15 protein-coding genes are annotated in these 17,622 nt (G+C 66.7%); 13 read left to right on the top strand and 2 right to left on the bottom strand.

Annotated features, from left to right (window positions below):
- Positions 1-10 precede the first annotated feature (10 nt).
- On the top strand, positions 11-1,192 hold the full coding sequence (gene bktB, locus VCS63_RS19910) for a beta-ketothiolase BktB (RefSeq protein WP_042794385.1): 1,182 nt from the start codon (positions 11-13) through the stop codon (positions 1,190-1,192).
- Positions 1,193-1,493: 301 nt separating this feature from the next.
- Here the strand turns inward: bktB and VCS63_RS19915 are convergent, their stop codons facing one another.
- Positions 1,494-2,264: an IclR family transcriptional regulator gene (locus VCS63_RS19915; RefSeq protein WP_063959755.1), complete on the bottom strand. Its 771-nt coding sequence runs from the start codon at positions 2,262-2,264 to the stop codon at positions 1,494-1,496.
- Between the two features lie 112 nt (positions 2,265-2,376).
- Between VCS63_RS19915 and VCS63_RS19920 the strand changes: the two genes are divergently transcribed.
- The 11 genes from VCS63_RS19920 to VCS63_RS19970 all read left to right on the top strand — a co-directional run bounded on the left by VCS63_RS19920 (position 2,377) and on the right by VCS63_RS19970 (position 15,120).
- Positions 2,377-3,228, top strand: coding sequence for an enoyl-CoA hydratase (locus VCS63_RS19920; RefSeq protein ID WP_232033823.1), 852 nt, complete (start codon positions 2,377-2,379; stop codon positions 3,226-3,228).
- A complete protein-coding gene (locus VCS63_RS19925) occupies positions 3,225-5,309 on the top strand; it encodes an acetate--CoA ligase family protein (protein WP_323880815.1) in 2,085 nt (694 codons plus the stop codon). Before VCS63_RS19920 ends, VCS63_RS19925 begins: the two co-directional genes overlap by 4 nt.
- Positions 5,310-5,347: 38 nt before the next feature.
- Positions 5,348-6,316, top strand: coding sequence for a Bug family tripartite tricarboxylate transporter substrate binding protein (locus VCS63_RS19930; protein ID WP_042794383.1), 969 nt, complete (start codon positions 5,348-5,350; stop codon positions 6,314-6,316).
- 4 nt (positions 6,317-6,320) lie between these two features.
- Positions 6,321-7,508: an acyl-CoA dehydrogenase family protein gene (locus VCS63_RS19935; RefSeq protein WP_042794382.1), complete on the top strand. Its 1,188-nt coding sequence runs from the start codon at positions 6,321-6,323 to the stop codon at positions 7,506-7,508.
- A gap of 5 nt (positions 7,509-7,513) precedes the next feature.
- Entirely contained in the window at positions 7,514-8,554 is a 1,041-nt protein-coding gene (locus VCS63_RS19940; RefSeq protein WP_063641187.1) for an acyl-CoA dehydrogenase family protein, read from the top strand.
- Between the two features lie 55 nt (positions 8,555-8,609).
- Positions 8,610-9,380 (top strand): spermidine synthase, encoded by a 771-nt coding sequence (locus VCS63_RS19945; protein ID WP_042794380.1) that lies wholly within the window; start codon positions 8,610-8,612, stop codon positions 9,378-9,380.
- Between the two features lie 165 nt (positions 9,381-9,545).
- On the top strand, positions 9,546-10,298 hold the full coding sequence (locus VCS63_RS19950; protein WP_063959753.1) for a GntR family transcriptional regulator: 753 nt from the start codon (positions 9,546-9,548) through the stop codon (positions 10,296-10,298).
- A complete protein-coding gene (locus tag VCS63_RS19955) occupies positions 10,249-11,565 on the top strand; it encodes a malonyl-CoA decarboxylase domain-containing protein (protein WP_063641189.1) in 1,317 nt (438 codons plus the stop codon). Before VCS63_RS19950 ends, VCS63_RS19955 begins: the two co-directional genes overlap by 50 nt.
- A 48-nt stretch (positions 11,566-11,613) precedes the next feature.
- The gene (locus VCS63_RS19960; protein WP_063959752.1) at positions 11,614-12,405 is read left to right on the top strand and encodes an enoyl-CoA hydratase/isomerase family protein; all 792 of its coding nucleotides are present in this window, start codon (positions 11,614-11,616) and stop codon (positions 12,403-12,405) included.
- Between the two features lie 5 nt (positions 12,406-12,410).
- Positions 12,411-13,952 carry a malonate--CoA ligase gene (locus VCS63_RS19965; RefSeq protein ID WP_042794379.1) on the top strand — a complete coding sequence of 514 codons (1,542 nt, stop codon included), beginning with the start codon at positions 12,411-12,413 and terminating at the stop codon, positions 13,950-13,952.
- A 196-nt stretch (positions 13,953-14,148) separates the two neighbouring features.
- Complete coding sequence (locus VCS63_RS19970) at positions 14,149-15,120, top strand: tripartite tricarboxylate transporter substrate binding protein (RefSeq protein ID WP_323880818.1); 972 nt, start codon at positions 14,149-14,151, stop codon at positions 15,118-15,120.
- Positions 15,121-15,162: 42 nt separating this feature from the next.
- Here VCS63_RS19970 and VCS63_RS19975 read toward each other — a convergent pair whose 3' ends face one another.
- The gene (locus tag VCS63_RS19975; RefSeq protein WP_042794376.1) at positions 15,163-16,119 is read right to left on the bottom strand and encodes an aldo/keto reductase; all 957 of its coding nucleotides are present in this window, start codon (positions 16,117-16,119) and stop codon (positions 15,163-15,165) included.
- Between the two features lie 187 nt (positions 16,120-16,306).
- Here VCS63_RS19975 and VCS63_RS19980 point away from each other — a divergent pair, with 187 nt between their 5' ends.
- On the top strand, positions 16,307-17,278 hold the full coding sequence (locus VCS63_RS19980; protein WP_013395028.1) for an ABC transporter substrate-binding protein: 972 nt from the start codon (positions 16,307-16,309) through the stop codon (positions 17,276-17,278).
- Positions 17,279-17,622: the final 344 nt, after the last annotated feature.

Raw genomic sequence — 17,622 nt, forward strand, 5'->3', positions numbered from 1 at the left:
AGGAAACACCATGAATGAAGTCATCGTCGCTTCTGCCGTCCGCACCGCCATCGGCGATTTCGGGGGCGCGCTGAAAGACGTGCCGCCGTGCGACCTGGGCGCTACCGTCATCAAGGCCGCGCTGGAGCGCGCAGCCGTCAAGGGCGATGAGGTCGGCCACGTTGCCGTGGGCCACGTCATCAATACCGAACCCCGCGACATGTACCTGTCGCGCGTGGCCGCCATGAATGCCGGCATCGCCAAGGAAACGCCCGCTTTCAACGTGAACCGTCTTTGCGGTTCCGGCCTGCAGGCCATCGTTTCGGCCGCGCAGACCATCATGCTGGGCGATGCTGAAATCGCGGTCGGCGCGGGCGCCGAAAGCATGAGCCGCGCGCCGTACATTGCACCGGCTCAACGCTGGGGCGCGCGCATGGGCGACAGCGTCATGCTGGACATGATGACCGGCGCCTTGTCGGATCCGTTCGGCCGCATGCACATGGGTGTTACCGCCGAGAACGTGGCGGCCAAGTTCGGTATCAGCCGCCAGGATCAGGACGCCGTGGCGGCGGAATCGCATCGCCGCGCCGCAGCCGCCATCGACGCGGGCTACTTCCGCGATCAGATCGTGCCGGTGGTCCTGAAGTCGCGCAAGGGTGAAGTGGTGTTCGACACCGATGAGCACGTGCGCCGCGACGTCACCGCCGATAGCCTGGCCGGTTTGAAGCCGGTGTTCCAGAAAGAGAACGGCACCGTCACGGCGGGCAACGCGTCGGGCCTGAACGATGGCGCCGGCGCCGTGGTGCTGATGAACGCCTCGGTGGCGGCCAAGCGCGGCGTCAAGCCGCTGGCGCGGCTGGTGGCATATGCCCATGCTGGCGTGGATCCGCAGATCATGGGTATCGGCCCCGTGCCGGCCACCCAGGCCGCGCTCAAGCGCGCCGGGCTGACGGTCGACCAGCTGGACGTCATCGAAGCCAACGAAGCGTTCGCGGCACAGGCTTGCGCGGTGTCGCGTGAACTGAAGCTGGATCCGGCCAAGGTGAACCCCAACGGCAGCGGCATCGGCCTGGGCCACCCCATCGGCGCCACCGGCGCAATCATCACGGTCAAGGCGCTACACGAACTGCAGCGCGTCGGCGGACGCTATGCGCTGGTGACCATGTGCATCGGCGGCGGCCAGGGCATCGCCGCGATCTTCGAGCGCATCTGAAGCCTCGGACGCCCCGCCGCCGGACCGCTCCAAGGCGAGGCAGCCCCCTCGGGGGGCAGCAAGCAAGCGCAGCTTGCGCGGCGTGGGGGCCCACCTCCCCGCCGCCGGACCGCTCCAAGGCGAGGCAGCCCCCTCGGGGGGCAGCAAGCAAGCGCAGCTTGCGCGGCGTGGGGGCCCACCTCCCCGCCGCCGGACCGCTCCAAGGCGAGGCAGCCCCCTCGGGGGGCAGCAAGCAAGCGCAGCTTGCGCGGCGTGGGGGCCCGGCCCACCGCCGGACCGCTCCAAGGCGAGGCAGCCCCCATCATTTTCCCAGGTAGTCCCGCGCCCATGCCTCGCATTCGGCTCGCAACAGCGCGCCCATCTGCGCTCGCCGGGGCGCGTCCAGCCGGCTGCTGATCGCGCCGAAGCTGAACGCCACCCAGGTCAGTTCCGACACCCGGAACGCCGCGCCCACGCCCGAGACGCCGGGCGTGATGGTGTCCACGATTTCCGAATAACCCGCGGCGCGCGCTTGCCTCACTGATTTCATCAGCGCGGCGCTGGAGGCCCCGATTTGCGCGTAGCTGGCGGAATGCCGCGCATAGAGCGCGGCGATTTCCTCGTCCGGCAGAGTGGCCATCAGCGCCAATCCGCCCGCGCCCACGCCCAGGAGCCTGCGTTCTCCCTGGTCGATGGTGAACACTTTGACAGGGAATGAGCCGGCCTCGCGCAGCAGGCACAAGGCATAGTCGCCTTGGCGTATCACGAGGAATACGGTGTCGCCCGACAGGCGCGCAAGCTTCTGCGCGAACGGGCGCAGCGCATCCAGCAGCGGCGTGCGCCGCAGCGCCGCGAATCCCAATTGCATGGAATCCACGCCGAGGCGGTAGCGCCGGGTCTTGGCGTCGCGTTCGGCGAACTGTTCTTCCAGCAGGCAGCTGAGCAGCCGGTGCGCGGTTGAACGTTCCAGCCCGGCTTCGGCCATGACGCCTTGCAGGTCTATCCCTTCTTCCTGGTGCTGCGCCAGCACGCGTAACAGGCCTAGTGCGCGCCGCATGCTTTGGGTACCGCCGGTAGGACTGCTGTTGTTCATAATGTGGGAAATAGTTGTCGAATATTTTGTATTTTAGGATTCCGGGTGCGTTAATTCAATCCAGTCGACCGTGCCGCTTTTTGCGGCGCGGCAGAACAAAGACGAGGAGACCATGGAATACGCCACCCTGGCCGTCGAGCGGCACGACTCGGTATGCCGCATCAGCCTAGCGCGTGAATCCGCGCGCAACGCCCAAAGCCAGCAGATGCTGGACGAACTGGACGACGCCCTGACGCGCGCCGAACAGGATGATTCAGTACGGGTCGTTGTGCTGGCGGGGCGCGGCGCGCACTTTTCCGCTGGCCACGATCTGAAGGAAGCGCAGGCCAAGCGCGCCGATTTCACCGTGGAGGAACGCTGGGAGTACGAGTCGCGTCGCTATTACGGCTACTGCCTGCGCATCTGGGACTTTTCCAAGCCGACGGTGGCCCAGGTGCAGGGCGCCTGCGTGGCAGGCGGATTCATGATTGCCAACATGTGCGATCTGGTGGTGTGCTCCGACACCGCGTACTTCTCCGATCCGGTGGGCCACACCCTGGCCGCGGCGGCCACCGAAGTGTTGATCCATCCCTGGGTCATGGGGCTGCGCAAGGCGAAGGAAATGCTCTACACCGGTGAAAAGGTGGACGCGCAAGAAGCGCTGCGCATCGGCATGGTGAACCGCGTGGTGCCCGAAGCCGAGCTGGACGCCGCCACCCTGGCGCTGGCGCAACGCATTGCGCAGGCACCGCCTTTTGGCCTGCGTCTCATCAAGCGCTCGTTGAACCGCACGGCTGATGCGCAGGGCTTCCGCACCGCCTTGTCGGCGCATTTCGATACGCACCAGCTGTCGCATCTGAGCGAAGAGTTCCAGGCGGTGCGCGAACGCGGGCTGGCCCAGGCCATCCAGCGCAACAAGCAACTGCCTGAGGGCGCGTCGTCCGCGCCAGGGCAGGCCGGTGGCAAGAGGGGCGACGCGGCATGACTGCTTTTCTGGACCCCTTGCTCAACCCGCGTTCCATCGCGATGATCGGCGCCAGCGCCAATGCTGGTCGCATCGGCGGCATGCCGCTGGACTTGCTGACGCGCTACGGCTACCCGGGTGGCATCTATCCCGTGAATCCGAAATACCAGGAAGTGTTCGGCCGCCGTTGCTGGCCTGACATCGAATCGGTGCCCGAGCCGGTGGACCTGGCAGTGCTCGCCATCGCTGCCGCGGACGTCACGCCCATGCTGCGCCGCTGCCATGCGCGCGGTGTGCGGGCCGCCATCGTCTATGCCGCAGGTTTTGCCGAAGCGGGAGGCGAGGGCGCTCGCCTGCAGCAGGAGCTGGAGGCATTTGTCGCCGAAAGCGGCATGGCCGTGGCCGGCCCCAACTGCATGGGGTTCGCCAACCTGAACACGCAGGCCTACACGGCGTTCGCCTCGGTCTTCAAGACCGCGCCGGCGCAGACGGGGCCGGGCAAGGTCAGCCTGCTGACACAAAGCGGCAATGTCTGCGCGGCGGTGTATGCGATTGCGCGCCGGCTGGACCTGCCGTTCTCGCATTTCATCAATACGGGCAACGAAGCCTGCCTGGACTTCTCCCAGTACCTGGAATACCTGGCGGCCGATCCACAGACCGAAATCGTGCTGGGTTACATCGAGCAGCTGCGCGATGGCGAACGCTTCAAGCGGGCCTGCCGCGAACTGGAACGCCAGGGCAAGCTGCTGATCGCGCTGAAAGCCGGTACCACCGACAAGGGGGCGCAGGCGGTGCAATCGCACACCTCGGCGCTGGCCGGAGACCGGCGCGTATACGGCGCGGCCTTTCGCCAATTGAACGTGATCGAGGCTACCGATTTCGCGCAGATGGCGCACCTGGCCAGCCTGGCGACGCTGCGTCATCGCACGGCGGGCAAGCGCGTCGCCGTGCTGACCATGTCTGGCGCGCTGGGCGCGATCCTCGCTGACAAGTTCATCGGCGCGGGCTTGGATCTGCCCGATCTGCCGCCCGATCTGCAGGCGGTGCTGCGCGGCGGCATCCCCGACTACGGCATGGTCGGCAACCCGGTGGACGTGACCGGCAATGTGGTGAACGATGCGGCTTTTGTGCACACAGTGCTCGAAGCGCTGGCAACGACCGATGCGATCGACGCAGTGGTTGTCTATGCGCCGGGGTACATGCTGGACCGCATGGCCGACGCGCTGACGGACGTGTCGCGCCGGCACCGGCGGCTATTCATCGCCATCGATACCGGACTGGCGCAGAGCCGCGCTGCCCTGCGCGAAGCCGAGGTCGCTGTGTTCGAAGACCTGGGCCTCGCGGTGGCGGCATTGGCGCCTTATCTCTTGTGGTGCGAGGCGCGTGGCGCCAAGCGTATTGCAGCGGCGCCTGAACTGGCCAAGGCCGTGGTACCGGCGTTGCCATGCAACGAGGCCGACGCCCGCGAGTATGTCGCCGCCTTTGGCTTGCCGCAGGCGCGGGTCAGCGCCGCAGCCAGCGCGGACGAGGCCGTGGCGCAGGCGCGGGCGGCCGGGTACCCGGTGGCCTTGAAAGTCCTGAGCGCGGACATTGCGCACAAGACCGAAGCGGGCGGGGTCGCGCTGAACCTGGCCGATGATGAGGCCGTGCGCCGCGCCAGCGGCGAAGTGGCTCGGGCTGCCGCCGCGGCGCAGCCGCAGGCGCGCATAGACGGCGTGATGGTGCAGAAGATGGAACGCGGCGTGGTCGAGATCATTGTCGGCGCCACGCGTGATCCGGTCTTCGGCCCCGTATTGACCGTGGGTCTGGGCGGCGTGCTGACCGAGCTGTATCAGGACACCAGCCACCGCCTGCTGCCGGTGGACGAGGACATTGCGCTGCGGATGCTGCGCGAACTGAAGGCGTTCGCGCTGCTGGACGGCTACCGCGGCAAGCCGCGGGCCGACGTGGCCGCGGCATGCCGGAGCATCGTGGCCGTGGGCAATGCGCTGCTCGCCGCGCCCGCGCATGTGGCGGAAATCGAAGTCAATCCCTTGCTGATCAAAGAGGAAGGACAGGGCGTTGCGGTGTTGGACGCGCTGATCCTGCCCGCAACCCCGTAGCGCCAATGCGCGCAATGCAATCCCAGGAGGAGACAAGCATGATGAAGAGACTATTGGCCGGCGTCGCGCTGGCTTGCATCGGCGTCACGGGCACGTCCATGGCCCAGGACAACTACCCAAGCCGTCCGATACGCATCGTGGTGCCGTTCTCGCCAGGCGGCGCGACCGACATCATGAGCCGCCTGCTGGCGGAAAAGCTGAGCGGCAAGCTGGGCCAGCCCGTGATCGTAGAGAACAAGCCGGGCGGGGGCACCATGATTGCGTCCGACTACGTGTCGCGCGCCGAGCCCGACGGCTATACCTTGCTGATGGCGGCCTCGTCGCTGGGCATCGCGCCCAGCATCTATGCCAAGGTGAACTACGACCCCATCAAGGACTTTGCTCCCATCAGCCAGGTGGCCTCGGTAGTGCATGTGCTGGAGGTGCATCCGTCGGTGCCAGCCAAGAACGTGGGCGAGCTGATCGCCTACCTGAAGGCCAATCCGGGCAAGGTCAGCTACGGCTCCGTTGGCACGGGCAGCTCGACCCACTTGGAGGCAGAACTCTTTAACAGCATGGCGGGCGTGCAGATGACGCACATCCCCTACAAGGGTAGCGCCCCGGCGCTCAACGACCTGGTAGCGGGCCGCCTGCAGGTCATGTTCGACGCCTGGGCGTCATCCGGTCCCTTCGTCAAGGACGGCAAGCTGCGCGTGCTGGCGGTGACCACCGCCCAGCCCTCGGCCTCGGTGCCGGACCTGCCGACCGTGGCGGCTTCGGGCCTGCCAGGCTATTCGGCCATGCCCTGGCTGGGCCTGGTGGCCCCGGCGCGCACGCCACAACCCGTGGTGGACAAGATCTACAGCAACCTGGCGCAGATCCTGCAGCAGCCCGACGTCAAGGCGCAGTTCACGGGCCTGGGACTGGACATCATCGGCAGCGATCCCAAGACTTTCGCCGCCTTCATCCGCCAGGACGTGAGCACCTGGGCCAAGGTCGCGCGCGATTCGAACATCCGCCTGGAGTAGCAGCATGACGCAGTTGGAAAGCGACGCGCGGGAAGACCAGGCATTCCGCCTGGACCTGCGCGGCTGGCTGGAATCGGCCTACGCCCGTTTCGCGCAGGACTGGCCGGGCGGGGCCGATCCGCGCAACCTGGATTTCCGCCGCGCATGGGAAGACACCCTGTGTGCCAATGGCTGGTCCGGGCTGGGCTGGCCTAAGGAACATGGTGGCCGCGCTTTGCCTCTGTCGCGGCAGGCGGTGTTTCACGAAGAGCACGCGCGCTGTGGCGCGCCACTGGGCGTGAACCTGATCGGGCATGGCATCCTGGCGCCGACCTTGCTGCATTTCGGCACCGAGGCGCAGAAGCGCCGCTTCCTGCCGGGCATCCTGTCCAACCGCGAGGTATGGTGCCAGGGCTATTCGGAGCCGGGCGCGGGCTCCGACCTGGCGTCAGTGCGCACGCGGGCACAGGCAGCGCCGGGCGGCTATCGCTTGCACGGCCACAAGATCTGGACCTCGTTCGCCGACCGCGCCCAGTGGTGCTTCGTGCTGGCGCGCACCGATCCGCAGGCGCCCAAACATAAGGGGCTGAGCTTTCTGCTGGTCGATATGCGCAGTCCCGGCGTGCGGGTCGAACCCATCCGGCAGATCACGGGAGAGGCCGAATTCTGCGAGGTGTTTTTCGAGGACGTCTTCGTGCCGCAGGACGGGTTGCTGGGCGAGCCGAACCAGGGATGGAAGATCGCCATGGCCGCGGCCAGCTTCGAGCGCGGCACCTATTTCATCCCGCGGCTGGTTCGGTTCGCGCAGGAACTGAATCAGGTGCGCGAGCTGGCGCTGCGCGCCGACGCCTACGGCCACGTGCCTGCGTCTTCGGCCACGGTACGCCATCAATGGGCGCGGCTGGCGGCCGATAGCCACGTACTGGCCCTGAAGTCCCAGCGCGCGCTGGCCGGCGCGATGCGCGGCGATCCGCCAGGGCCCGAGGGCTCGTCCACCAAGATCCATTGGAGCGAAGCGCATCAACGCCTGCTGGAGCTGTCGCTGCAACTGCTGGGCGAGGACGCCTGCCTGGCGGATGGGGCGCCCGACGCCCGAACCGCCGAGTTGACGCACGCCTATCTGTGGTCGCGAGCCGAAACCATCCTGGCCGGCACGTCGGAAATTCAGCGCAACATCATCGCCGAGCAAATGCTCGGCCTGCCCAAGGCTTGAACCTCATGGATCTGCATCCGACCGAAGACCAGCGCATGCTGGAGGACGCGGCGCGGCGTTTTCTGGCCGATCGCCATCCGCTGGGCGTGGCTCGCGCCGCCGCCGGCAAACCCTTTGAAGCGCGCCTCGCGCAATGGCGGGAAATCGCCGGCCAGGGCTGGCCCGCCTTGCTCGCGCCGCCAGACCAAGACGGCCTGGGCCTGGGCATGCGCGAGGCCTGGATCGTGGCCGAAGCCGCCGGGCGGCACCTGCTGAGCCTGCCGCTGGCGGCCAACATGGTGCTGTTGCCAACCTTGTGCGCCGCAGGGGCGGCGGGACAGGCCGCGCAATGGGCCGGCGCCGTCATGGCGGGCGACGACTATTTTGCCGATGCCGCCATTCGACCTGATGGATCGGCCTTCATTGAAGGCGCGGGCGCAGGCGTGCGGGCGCTGGCGGCGCATCGCGTGGGCGACGCCGTTGTGCGGCTGGAGCTGCATGCGCCCACGCCGGGCGCGGCGGGGCTGGATCCCACCATGCCGGTAGCGCGTGTTGTCCAGCCGGAGGTGTTGGATAGCGTCGACCTGGAGGTCGCGCCAGGAACCTGGGAACGGCTGCGCACGCGGCTGCGGCTGTTGCGCTCGGCGGAGTTGCTGGGCGCGGCGTCCTCCGCGTTGGACATGGCCGCCGCCCACGCGCGAGAGCGCCGGCAGTTCGATCGGGCCATCGGCGCCAACCAGGCGATCAAGCATCGCCTGGCCGAAGACTGGATGGCGCTGGACGACGCCCGGCTGGCGGGCGTAGCGGCGGTTGCCGCCCATGACGCCGGCGCTGCGTCGGCGGGCCGCGACAGCCTGTTTGCGCCCCTGCTGGCGGTCGAGGCCGGCAGGCGCGCCGCGCAGAACGCCATCCAGGTCCATGGGGCCCTGGGTGTCACCTGGGAGTGCGATGCGCATCTATACCTCAAGCGCGTGCTGCGCCTGGCGGCTGCATTGCAGGCGGAGGTGTCGCGCGCGGAACTGCTTGAACGCATCTGGGAGGGCGGGGACGGGAGGAAGGCCGCCTGATCCAACATGGGGGGAAGCCTGACGCGGAGACGGCGTCCGACCTACAATCCCCGCCATGCATAAATCGAACTTTCCTTCCGAGCTGGATCAGCCCACCCTGTCCGAGGTGGACGGCGTCCGCTATCTGCACTTCAACACCGTATGGGTCCAGGGTGCGATGCGCATCAAGAACCCTTCGGAACTGGTGCTTGAATACACCGCCCAGATGATGGCCTGGCTGCTGTTCCTGGAACCGCCCAAGGACGAGCCGATCGGCATGCTGGGGCTGGGCGCGGGTTCGCTGGCGCGTTTTTGCGTAAAGCACACGCGCAGCCCCTTGCTGGCGGTGGAATGGAATCCGCGGGTAACGGCCGCCTGCCACATGTTCTTCCGCCTGCCGGGGTCCAACCGGCTCGACGTCGAGCACGCCGACGCCGGCGTCTGGGTGGCCGATCCGCTCAATGCCGGACGCTGCCCGGTGCTGATGGTCGACCTGTACGACGCCTCGGCCGAGGGGCCGGTGCGCGACAGCGTAAAGTTCTACCGCGACTGCCGCCGCGTGCTGGGCGAGGTTGGCGTGCTGGCGGTGAACCTGTTCGGGCGTCATGAAAGCTTTGGCAAGAATATCGACAATCTGTCCAAGGCCTTCGACGACCGGATCGTGCTGCTGCCCGAGGTCGAGGCAGGCAATCAGATCGTGCTGGCGTTTTCCGGCCCGAGCCTGGCCATCACCCCGGCTGAACTGCTGGCCCGGGCCGAGGTGGTGGAGGCCCGGTACGGCCTGCCGGCGCGCCGCTGGGCCCGCTCGCTGACCCGCCACGCCGTGGACGGGGTGCTGCATTTCTGACGCGGACAGTCGGGCAGAGAGCCCGCGACGCGGGCGCAGCGTCAGGGCTTGTCCGCTTTTCATAGGGTAGCTACCGAGGCGGGAGGGATTTTCTTTCCCCTCATCCGGTTCTATCATGGCCTTATTCATAATTATGAATTACGGCGCTGTTCAGGCCGCTGACCCATGACCCTACCCATCGTCCGGCAAGCCCTGTACCTGGAAGTCGCGGATCGCCTGCGTGGCATGATCCACGCGCGCTCCCTGCGCAATGGCGAATGGATCGACGAACTGCGCCTGGCGGGCGAGCTGGGCATATCCCGTACCCCCTTGCGCGAGGCGCTCAAGGTATTGGCCACCGAAGGCCTGGTACGCCTGGAGCCGCGCCGCGGCTGTTTCGTCAACGAACTCTCCGCGCAGGACCTGGAAGACATCTTCCCGTTGATGGCGATGCTGGAAGGGCGCTGCGCCTTCGAAGCCGCGCGCAAGGCCAGCGACGCGCAGTTGGCCGAGCTGGAACCGTTGCATGCCGCGCTGGCGGGTCACGCCAAGGCCGGCCGCATCGATGCCTATTACAAGACCAATTATTTGATCCACGAAGCGGTGCAGGCGCTGGCCGGCAACCAGTGGCTGTCGGACATGGTCGGCAACCTGCGCAAGGTGCTGAGCCTGTCGCGCCACCGCAGCCTGTCGCTGCCGGGTCGCATCCAGGACTCCTGCGCCGAACACCTGGCCATTTTCGAAGCGCTGAAGGCGCGCGATAGCGATGCCGCGCAAGCGCTCGCGCATACCCATTTGATGCGGCAGCTGGAAGCGCTGCGCGCATTGAGCCAAGCGGACGCGGCCGATCCGGCGCCGTCCGACCCCATCGTCATCGAGGAGCCCGCCCATGTCCGCACCCGCCAATCTCGCACCCGCGCGCGGCGCACGCACGCCTGAGCCCGAGGCCGATGCCGTCGACGCGGTGGCCGCGGCCGAAAGCGCCAGCCTCATGTCCCGCCTGGGCAAGCTGTGGGAACGCGGCCGATTGCCCAGCGAATCCGAAGTCCGGCGCCTGTTCGAGGCGCGCCTGACCGACGTGGCCGCCAACAAACTGGCGCGCCGCTGGTGCGAGCAATACAGCGCCGCGGACGGCAAGGATCGCCGGCTGATGCTGACGGCGCTCGCGCAGGCGCGCGGCGGCTACGCGGGCGACGGCGGCGAGGGCGCGCGCCTGTTCAAGCGCTTCAACGCGCAACCGCAGGGCCTGCGGTTCCTGGTCGAATTGCGCGCTGACATGCTGCGTTGGCGCAAGCAGGTCGCGGGCATCCAGGCGCTGGACAAGGACCTCGAAGGCCTGCTGTCCGCCTGGTTTGACGTGGGCCTGCTGGAACTGCGGCCCCTGACCTGGGATTCGCCCGCGTCGCTGCTGGAAAAGCTGATTCTGTACGAAGCCGTCCACGAAATCACGTCCTGGGACGACCTGCGCCGCCGCGTTTCGCCGGACCGCCGCTGCTATGCCTATTTCCATCCGCAGATGCCGGGCGTGCCGCTGATCTTCGTGGAGGTGGCCTTCGCCAGCCAGATGGCCGATAACGTGCAGGTGCTGCTGGACAGCACGCTGCCGCCGCAGGATCTGGACAAGGCGCGCTGGGCCATCTTCTATTCCATTTCCAACACGCAGCCCGGCCTGAAGGGCATCAGCTTCGGCAACTTCCTCCTCAAGCGCGTGGTCGAGCAGCTGCTGCAAGAACTGCCCAAGCTGAAGTCCTTTGCCACGCTGTCGCCCATTCCGGGGTTTGCCGATTGGCTGGGCAAGCTGGACGCCGAGGCGGTGGAAGCCATCGTGCGCGAGGACAAGGTGCGCGCCAAGTCGCGCAAGCGCGAGGGCGTGCCCGACGGCCATCGTTGGGCAGCACGCCTGTCCAAGGCCGCTCAGGGCAAGGTTTCGGATGTGGTCAAGCGCGCGGGCCTGCGCCTGACGGCCAACTATCTGCAGTCCATGAAGAACGGCATGCCGGTGGATCCCGTGGCGCGCTTTCACCTGGGTAACGGCGCGCGCATCGAGCGTCTCAACTGGGCGGCCGATACCTCGTCCAAGGGGCTCAAACAGTCCTGCGGCATGATGGTGAACTACCTCTACGACCTCGACGAGCTGGACGACAACCTCGCTCGGCTGGGTGAGGGCAAACCCCAGGTCAGCCGTGGCGTGGGGCGCGTCGCATAAGTGCTTCATCGGCACCGCAACAACTAAATAAAAAAGAGGACAGGAGACATGACGGACAACGTGGCCGGCCGCGTGCTGCTGGAGCGTGAGGGCGATCTGGCATGGGTGACGCTATCGCACCCCGGCCGCCTGAATGCGATCACGGTGGGCATGTGGCGTGAACTGCGGGACGTGTTCGACGCCATTGCGCGGGACGGCGCCTTGCGGTGCGTGATCGTGCGGGGCGAGGGCGGCAATTTCGCCGCCGGCGCTGACATCCGCGAATTTCCCGCGCAACGCGCCGACGCTGCGGGGGTGCAGCATTACCACCGGGAAGTGCTGGCGCCCGCCTTGCGGGCAGTGGCCATGTGCCCGCATCCTGTCGTGGCGCAGATCGAGGGCGTCTGCGTGGGCGGCGGCCTGGAGATCGCCAGTCAGTGCGATCTGCGGATCGCCGGCGAGTCCGCGCGCTTTGGCGTGCCGATCAATCGCCTGGGCTTTCCCATGGCACCCGACGAGATGAGCGGGCTGCTGGCCCTGGTCGGGCGCGCCGCCACGCTTGCCATACTGCTCGAAGGCCGTGTGTTCGGCGCGGCGGAAGCCCGCGAACTGGGCCTGCTGACCCGCGTCGTCCCCGACGATCAGGTAGCCATTGCCGCTCGGCGCAGCGCCGAGCGCATCGCGGCGGGCGCGCCGCTGGCGGCCCGCATCAACAAGCGCTTGTCGCGCAGGCTCGCCGCGGGGGGCGCCCTGACCGAAGACGAATACCAGGATTATTTCTCGTACGCCGACAGCCGGGACCACAAGGAGGGCGTGCGCGCTTTCCTGGCCGGCGTGGACCCTTCCTTTTCCGGAGACTAGACAAGGTGAGCAACGCAAATCTATATGCTGTCCTGCAAGGCGGCTTTCCCAAAGACCGCAGCAAAGTCGCGCTGGAAACGCCCGACCTGCAATACACCTGGGACGACATCGATCGCGCCACCGCGTGCCTGGCCAATCTGCTGACCTCGCTGGACCTGCCGGCGGGGTCGCGCGTGGCGGTGCAGGTCGAGAAATCCCCGGAAGCCTTGTTGCTGTACCTGGCCACGCTGCGCGCCGGCCTGGTGTACCTGCCGTTGAATACCGCCTACCGCGAAGCGGAAATAGAGTACTTCCTGGGCAACGCCGAACCGGCCGTGGTGGTCTGCGCCAGCAAGAACCTGGACTGGGTGAAGCGCGCCGCCGACGCGGCCGGGACCGCGCACGTATACACGCTGGACGAGGACCGCAGCGGCACGCTGCTTGATGCCGCTGGCGGCCAGCCGCAGACCTTCAAGACCGTGGCGCGCCAGCCCGACGACCTGGCGGCCATCCTGTACACCTCCGGCACCACCGGACGCAGCAAGGGGGCAATGCTCTCGCATGGCAATCTTGCCGCCAATGCCCGCGTGCTGCACGAATACTGGGGTTGGCGTTCGGATGACGTGCTGTTGCACATGCTGCCGATCTTCCACGTGCATGGCTTGTTCGTGGCCTCGCACGGTGCCTTGCTGGCTGGGGCCAGGATGATCTGGCTGCCGAAGCTGGATGTCGACCAGGCATTGCGCTATCTGCCGCGCAGCACGGTGATGATGGGCGTGCCGACCTACTACGTGCGCCTGTTGGCGGATCCGCGTTTCGATCGCAGCGTATGCGCCAAGATGCGTCTGTTCATTTCTGGCTCCGCGCCGTTGCTGGCCGAGACCTTCTCGGATTTTCAGAGCCGCAGCGGCCATGCCATTCTTGAACGCTACGGCATGAGCGAGACGGTCATGCTGACGTCCAACCCCTATGACGCCAAACTGGGCGAGCGCCTTGCAGGCACGGTGGGGCGGGCCTTGCCAGGCGTGCAGGTGCGGGTGGTGGACGATGCCGGCATCGCGCTCGCGCCGGGCGAGATCGGCAACGTGCAGGTGCGCGGACCGAACGTGTTCTCGGGCTATTGGCGCATGCCGGAAAAGACCCGCGAAGAGTTCACCGCGGACGGCTGGTTCAAGACGGGCGACGTGGGCCGCTGGGGCGGAGAATCCGCCGGGCGCGACGTGCCGGCCGACTACCTGTCCATCGTGGGCCGCAGCAAGGACTTGATCATTTCCGGCGGGTTCAACGTGTACCCCAAGGAAATCGAGACGCTGATCGACGATATGCCCGGCGTGGCCGAATCGGCGGTCATCGGCGTGCCGCATGCCGACTTCGGCGAGGCCGTGGTGGCCGTGGTGGTGCCCAAGGACGGCGCGTCGCTGGACGCGGCGGCCATGCAGGCCGAACTGAAATCGCGCATCGCCAATTTCAAGGTGCCCAAGCGCGTGCACATCATCGCTGAGTTACCGCGCAACACGATGGGCAAGGTGCAGAAGAACGTGCTGCGCGATACCTACAAGGCGCTTTGAGCCCGCGCTGGCGGCCGCCGCTTCCCTTGCCGGGGCGGCGTTCCCGCGACGCGCCGGCCAGCGTGCAACCCTATTTTTCAGGAGCCCATTCCCAGACAGTTCCACCCAAGCCCGAGCAGCTTCATTCAATAAGAAATTCAAGAGACGAGACGCAATAGAATCGCGCCGTCCCCATGCTGCAGCAAGAGGAGACAATATGAAATATCGCACCACCGCCGCGGCCGTGTTCGCCGTGGCCGCCCTGGGCTTCGGCGGCGCCGCCTCGGCGCAATGGCCTGAACGTCCAATCACACTGATTGTCCCGTTCCCCGCGGGCGGCGGCACCGACACATTCGCCCGGCCATTGGCCCAGCAACTGACCACGCAACTGGGCCAGACCGTGGTCATCGACAACAAGGGCGGGGCGGGCGGAACCGTGGGCGCAGGCGTCGCGGCCAAGGCCAGGCCCGATGGCTACACCTTTTTCATGGGCGGTGCTCACCACGCGCTCGCCCCTTCGCTGTACAAAAACCTGAACTACGACATCCAGAAAGACTTCGTGCCGGTCGCGCTTGTGGCGCAGCCGCCGCAGGTCATCGTCATCAACTCGACCAAGCTTCCGGTCAAGACCGTGCAGGAACTGATCGACTACGCCAAGAAACGCCCCGGGGAGATCAACTTCGGCACGGCGGGCAAGGGCAGCACGCACCATCTGGCCGGCGAGCTTTTCGCCATGCAGACCGGGATCAAGCTGGTGGATGTGCCCTACCAGGGCGCGGGGCCCATGCTATCGGCCCTGATCGGCGGACAAGTGGACTTGGCGTTCGACGGCCTGGGCTCTTCGGCCGGCCACATCCGCGCGGGTTCGATCAAGCCGCTGGCCGTGGCCGCCCCGGAACGTTCGCCGTCGCTGCCGGACGTTCCCACCGCCGCGGAGGCGGGCGTGCCGAACTACGTGGTGTCGACCTGGTATGCGATCTGGGCGCCCGCCGGCACGCCGAAAGAGGCCGTGGACAAGATGAGCGCCGAGATCACCAAGGCCTTGAACGCGCCGAAAATCAAGGAAACCTGGACCGGCAACGGTTCGGCCGTACCGACATTGACGGGCGCCGAGTTCGGCAAATTCGTCGATAGCGAAGTCGACCGCTGGGCCAAAGTGGTGAAGGACTCGGGCGTCAAGCTGGATTGATCGCCGTGAGCCGGGCGCGCGCCGGGTGGCGCGCGCCGCCCGTCAGCGCCATTCGCTGGCCAGGCTGAGCTTGGCCAGTTGATCGTGGGTCAGCGTCAGGCTGGCCGCCTTGACCAGTTCGTCCAGCTGTTCCAGCGACGTCGCGCTGACGATGGGCGACGTGATGCCGGGTTGCGCGATCTGCCAGGCCAGCGCGGCCTGCGCGGGCGTGCAGCCCGCATCCTCGGCGACTTCGTCCAGCGCCTTCAGGATGCGGTAGCCGCGATCATTGAGATAGGTCTCAACGATTTTCCGGCCGCGCGGGCTCTTGCCGGCGTCGGCCGGACTGCGGTATTTGCCGCTGAGGAAGCCACTGGCCAGCGCGTAATAATTGATCGTGCCCATCTGCTGCGTTTTCACCAGGCTTTGCAGGCCGGCTTCGAAAGGTTCGCGGCGGTACAGGTTGTATTCGGGCTGGATACTCTCGTAGCGTGGCAGGCTGTGCCGTTCGCTGGCGATCAAGGCCTCGGACAGCCGTACCGCTGTGTAGTTGGACGCCCCGATGGCGCGCACCTTGCCTGACTCGATGTGCTTGGCGTATTCGGCCAGGGTGTCGGTCAGGGGCGTGTCCGGATCGTCCTGGTGCGATTGGTACAGGTCGATATGGTCCGTCTGCAGCCGGGCCAGCGAGGCTTCCAGCGAGCGCCGGATGTAGGCGGGCGCCAGGCCCTTGGCTTCCGGTCCCATTTCCATGCCGACTTTGGTGGCGATCAGCACCCGGTCGCGCTTGCCGGAACGCTTGAGCCATTTGCCGATCAGGGTTTCGGATTCGCCGCCCTGGTTGCCCGGGACCCAGCGGGAATACACGTCGGCGGTGTCGATGAAGTTCAGTCCGGCATCCACCAGCGCGTCCAGCAGCGAATAGGTGCCGGCTTCGTCGACGGTCCAGCCGAAGACGTTGCCGCCGAAGGTGAGGGGAGGAATCTGCAGGCCGGAACGGCCCAATGCGCGTTTGATCATGGTGAGGCCTCTGGATGTTGCGGTCGTGGTGCATGCTGTTGCGGCATGCACCATTTCAGGGATTCCCCCCAAACGTTTTGGGGTGGCGGCAAGTTAGACTATACGGCTTTACGGCTGGCCCGGCCGGCGGGGAGCCGCCGGCGGCGCCGTAATAATGAGCAAATACAAGGGTTCAAGGAGCTTACCTATGCTGATCGGAAAAAAACATTTTCTGACGGTTGGCGCCATGGCGCTGGCGATGGCTATCGCCGCGCCAGTGGCCGCGCAGCAGAAGTCGGTGGCGGTCACCGCCATCGTCGAGCATCCGGCGCTGGACGCCGTGCGTGACGGGGTGCAGGACGCCCTCAAGCAGGCCGGCTACGAGCCGGGCAAGAACCTGAAGTGGCAATACCAGAGCGCCCAAGGCAACAATGGCACGGCCGCCCAGATCGCCCGCAAGTTCGTCGGCGACAAGCCGGACGCCATCGTTGCAATCGCTACGCCGTCGGCCCAGGCCGTCGTCGCGGCCACCAAGGACGTGCCGGTGGTGTATTCCGCCGTGACCGATCCGGTCGCCGCTCAATTGGTCGCCAGCATGGACGCCTCGGGCACCAACGTGACCGGTGTGTCGGATCTGCTGGCCCTGGACAAGCAGGTCGAACTGATCAAGAAAATCGTCCCCAACGCCAAGCGCGTGGGCATCGTCTACAACCCGGGCGAAGCCAACTCGGTCGTGGTGGTGAAGAAACTGCAGGAAATCCTGCCCAAGTCGGGCATGAGCCTGGTCGAAGCGGCAGCGCCGCGCTCGGTGGACGTGGCTTCCGCCGCGCGCAGCCTGATCGGCAAGGTCGACGTCATCTACACCAACACGGACAACAACGTCGTGTCGGCCTACGAGTCGCTGGTCAAGGTCGGCAACGACGCCAAGATCCCGCTGATCGCATCCGACACCGACAGCGTCAAGCGCGGCGGCATCGCCGCCCTGGGCATCAACTACCGCGACCTGGGCGTGCAGACGGGCAAGGTGGTGGTGCGCATCCTCAAGGGCGAGAAGCCCGGCGCCATCCCCTCGGAAACGATTTCCAAGCTTGAGCTCTACGTGAACCCGGGCGCCGCCGCCAAGCAGGGCGTCACGCTGTCCGACGCGATCATCAAGTCGGCCGCGGTGGTCGTGAAGTAAACGTCAGCCGTTCCCGCCCCGCCATGCCTACCCGGCGTGAGCGGGGCTAGTTTTATCTTTTCGGTGTCTTGCCTTACCCCATGGTCTTCAGGGCGGCAGCATTCACGAGATGCTCGCGGCCCGGCGCATTGTGCTGGTCTTGAATGGCCAGGCGGCCCGCCTTCCGGCGCTGAGCCCGCCCGGCGTTTTTGCTCCCTGAATGGTCCTGCAGACTCCTGCTGGCGGCCTCGCCGCCCGGCACGGGAACGCTTTGGCAGGAAACGAGAGAAAATCGCGAACCGGGAAACGTTTCTTGCGAAAGCTGGGGTAAAACTGACCCCGAAACGCAAGATATCCGACGTTTC

It is taken from the genome of Achromobacter sp. D10 (assembly GCF_035282245.1).
Classification (GTDB): Bacteria; Pseudomonadota; Gammaproteobacteria; order Burkholderiales; family Burkholderiaceae_B; genus Achromobacter; species Achromobacter insolitus.

What these genes read in the sequence shown, in the direction of transcription:
- VCS63_RS19955 (WP_063641189.1), top strand. Translation starts at nt 10,249, where the DNA reads ATGTCCGCACCCGCCAATCTCGCACCCGCGCGCGGCGCACGCACGCCT.
- VCS63_RS19970 (WP_323880818.1), top strand. Translation starts at nt 14,149, where the DNA reads ATGAAATATCGCACCACCGCCGCGGCCGTGTTCGCCGTGGCCGCCCTG.
- bktB (WP_042794385.1), top strand. Translation starts at nt 11, where the DNA reads ATGAATGAAGTCATCGTCGCTTCTGCCGTCCGCACCGCCATCGGCGAT.
- VCS63_RS19915 (WP_063959755.1), bottom strand. Translation starts at nt 2,264, where the DNA reads ATGAACAACAGCAGTCCTACCGGCGGTACCCAAAGCATGCGGCGCGCA.
- VCS63_RS19975 (WP_042794376.1), bottom strand. Translation starts at nt 16,119, where the DNA reads ATGATCAAACGCGCATTGGGCCGTTCCGGCCTGCAGATTCCTCCCCTC.
- VCS63_RS19945 (WP_042794380.1), top strand. Translation starts at nt 8,610, where the DNA reads ATGCATAAATCGAACTTTCCTTCCGAGCTGGATCAGCCCACCCTGTCC.
- VCS63_RS19920 (WP_232033823.1), top strand. Translation starts at nt 2,377, where the DNA reads ATGGAATACGCCACCCTGGCCGTCGAGCGGCACGACTCGGTATGCCGC.
- VCS63_RS19960 (WP_063959752.1), top strand. Translation starts at nt 11,614, where the DNA reads ATGACGGACAACGTGGCCGGCCGCGTGCTGCTGGAGCGTGAGGGCGAT.
- VCS63_RS19940 (WP_063641187.1), top strand. Translation starts at nt 7,514, where the DNA reads ATGGATCTGCATCCGACCGAAGACCAGCGCATGCTGGAGGACGCGGCG.
- VCS63_RS19935 (WP_042794382.1), top strand. Translation starts at nt 6,321, where the DNA reads ATGACGCAGTTGGAAAGCGACGCGCGGGAAGACCAGGCATTCCGCCTG.
- VCS63_RS19950 (WP_063959753.1), top strand. Translation starts at nt 9,546, where the DNA reads ATGACCCTACCCATCGTCCGGCAAGCCCTGTACCTGGAAGTCGCGGAT.
- VCS63_RS19930 (WP_042794383.1), top strand. Translation starts at nt 5,348, where the DNA reads ATGATGAAGAGACTATTGGCCGGCGTCGCGCTGGCTTGCATCGGCGTC.
- VCS63_RS19925 (WP_323880815.1), top strand. Translation starts at nt 3,225, where the DNA reads ATGACTGCTTTTCTGGACCCCTTGCTCAACCCGCGTTCCATCGCGATG.
- VCS63_RS19980 (WP_013395028.1), top strand. Translation starts at nt 16,307, where the DNA reads ATGCTGATCGGAAAAAAACATTTTCTGACGGTTGGCGCCATGGCGCTG.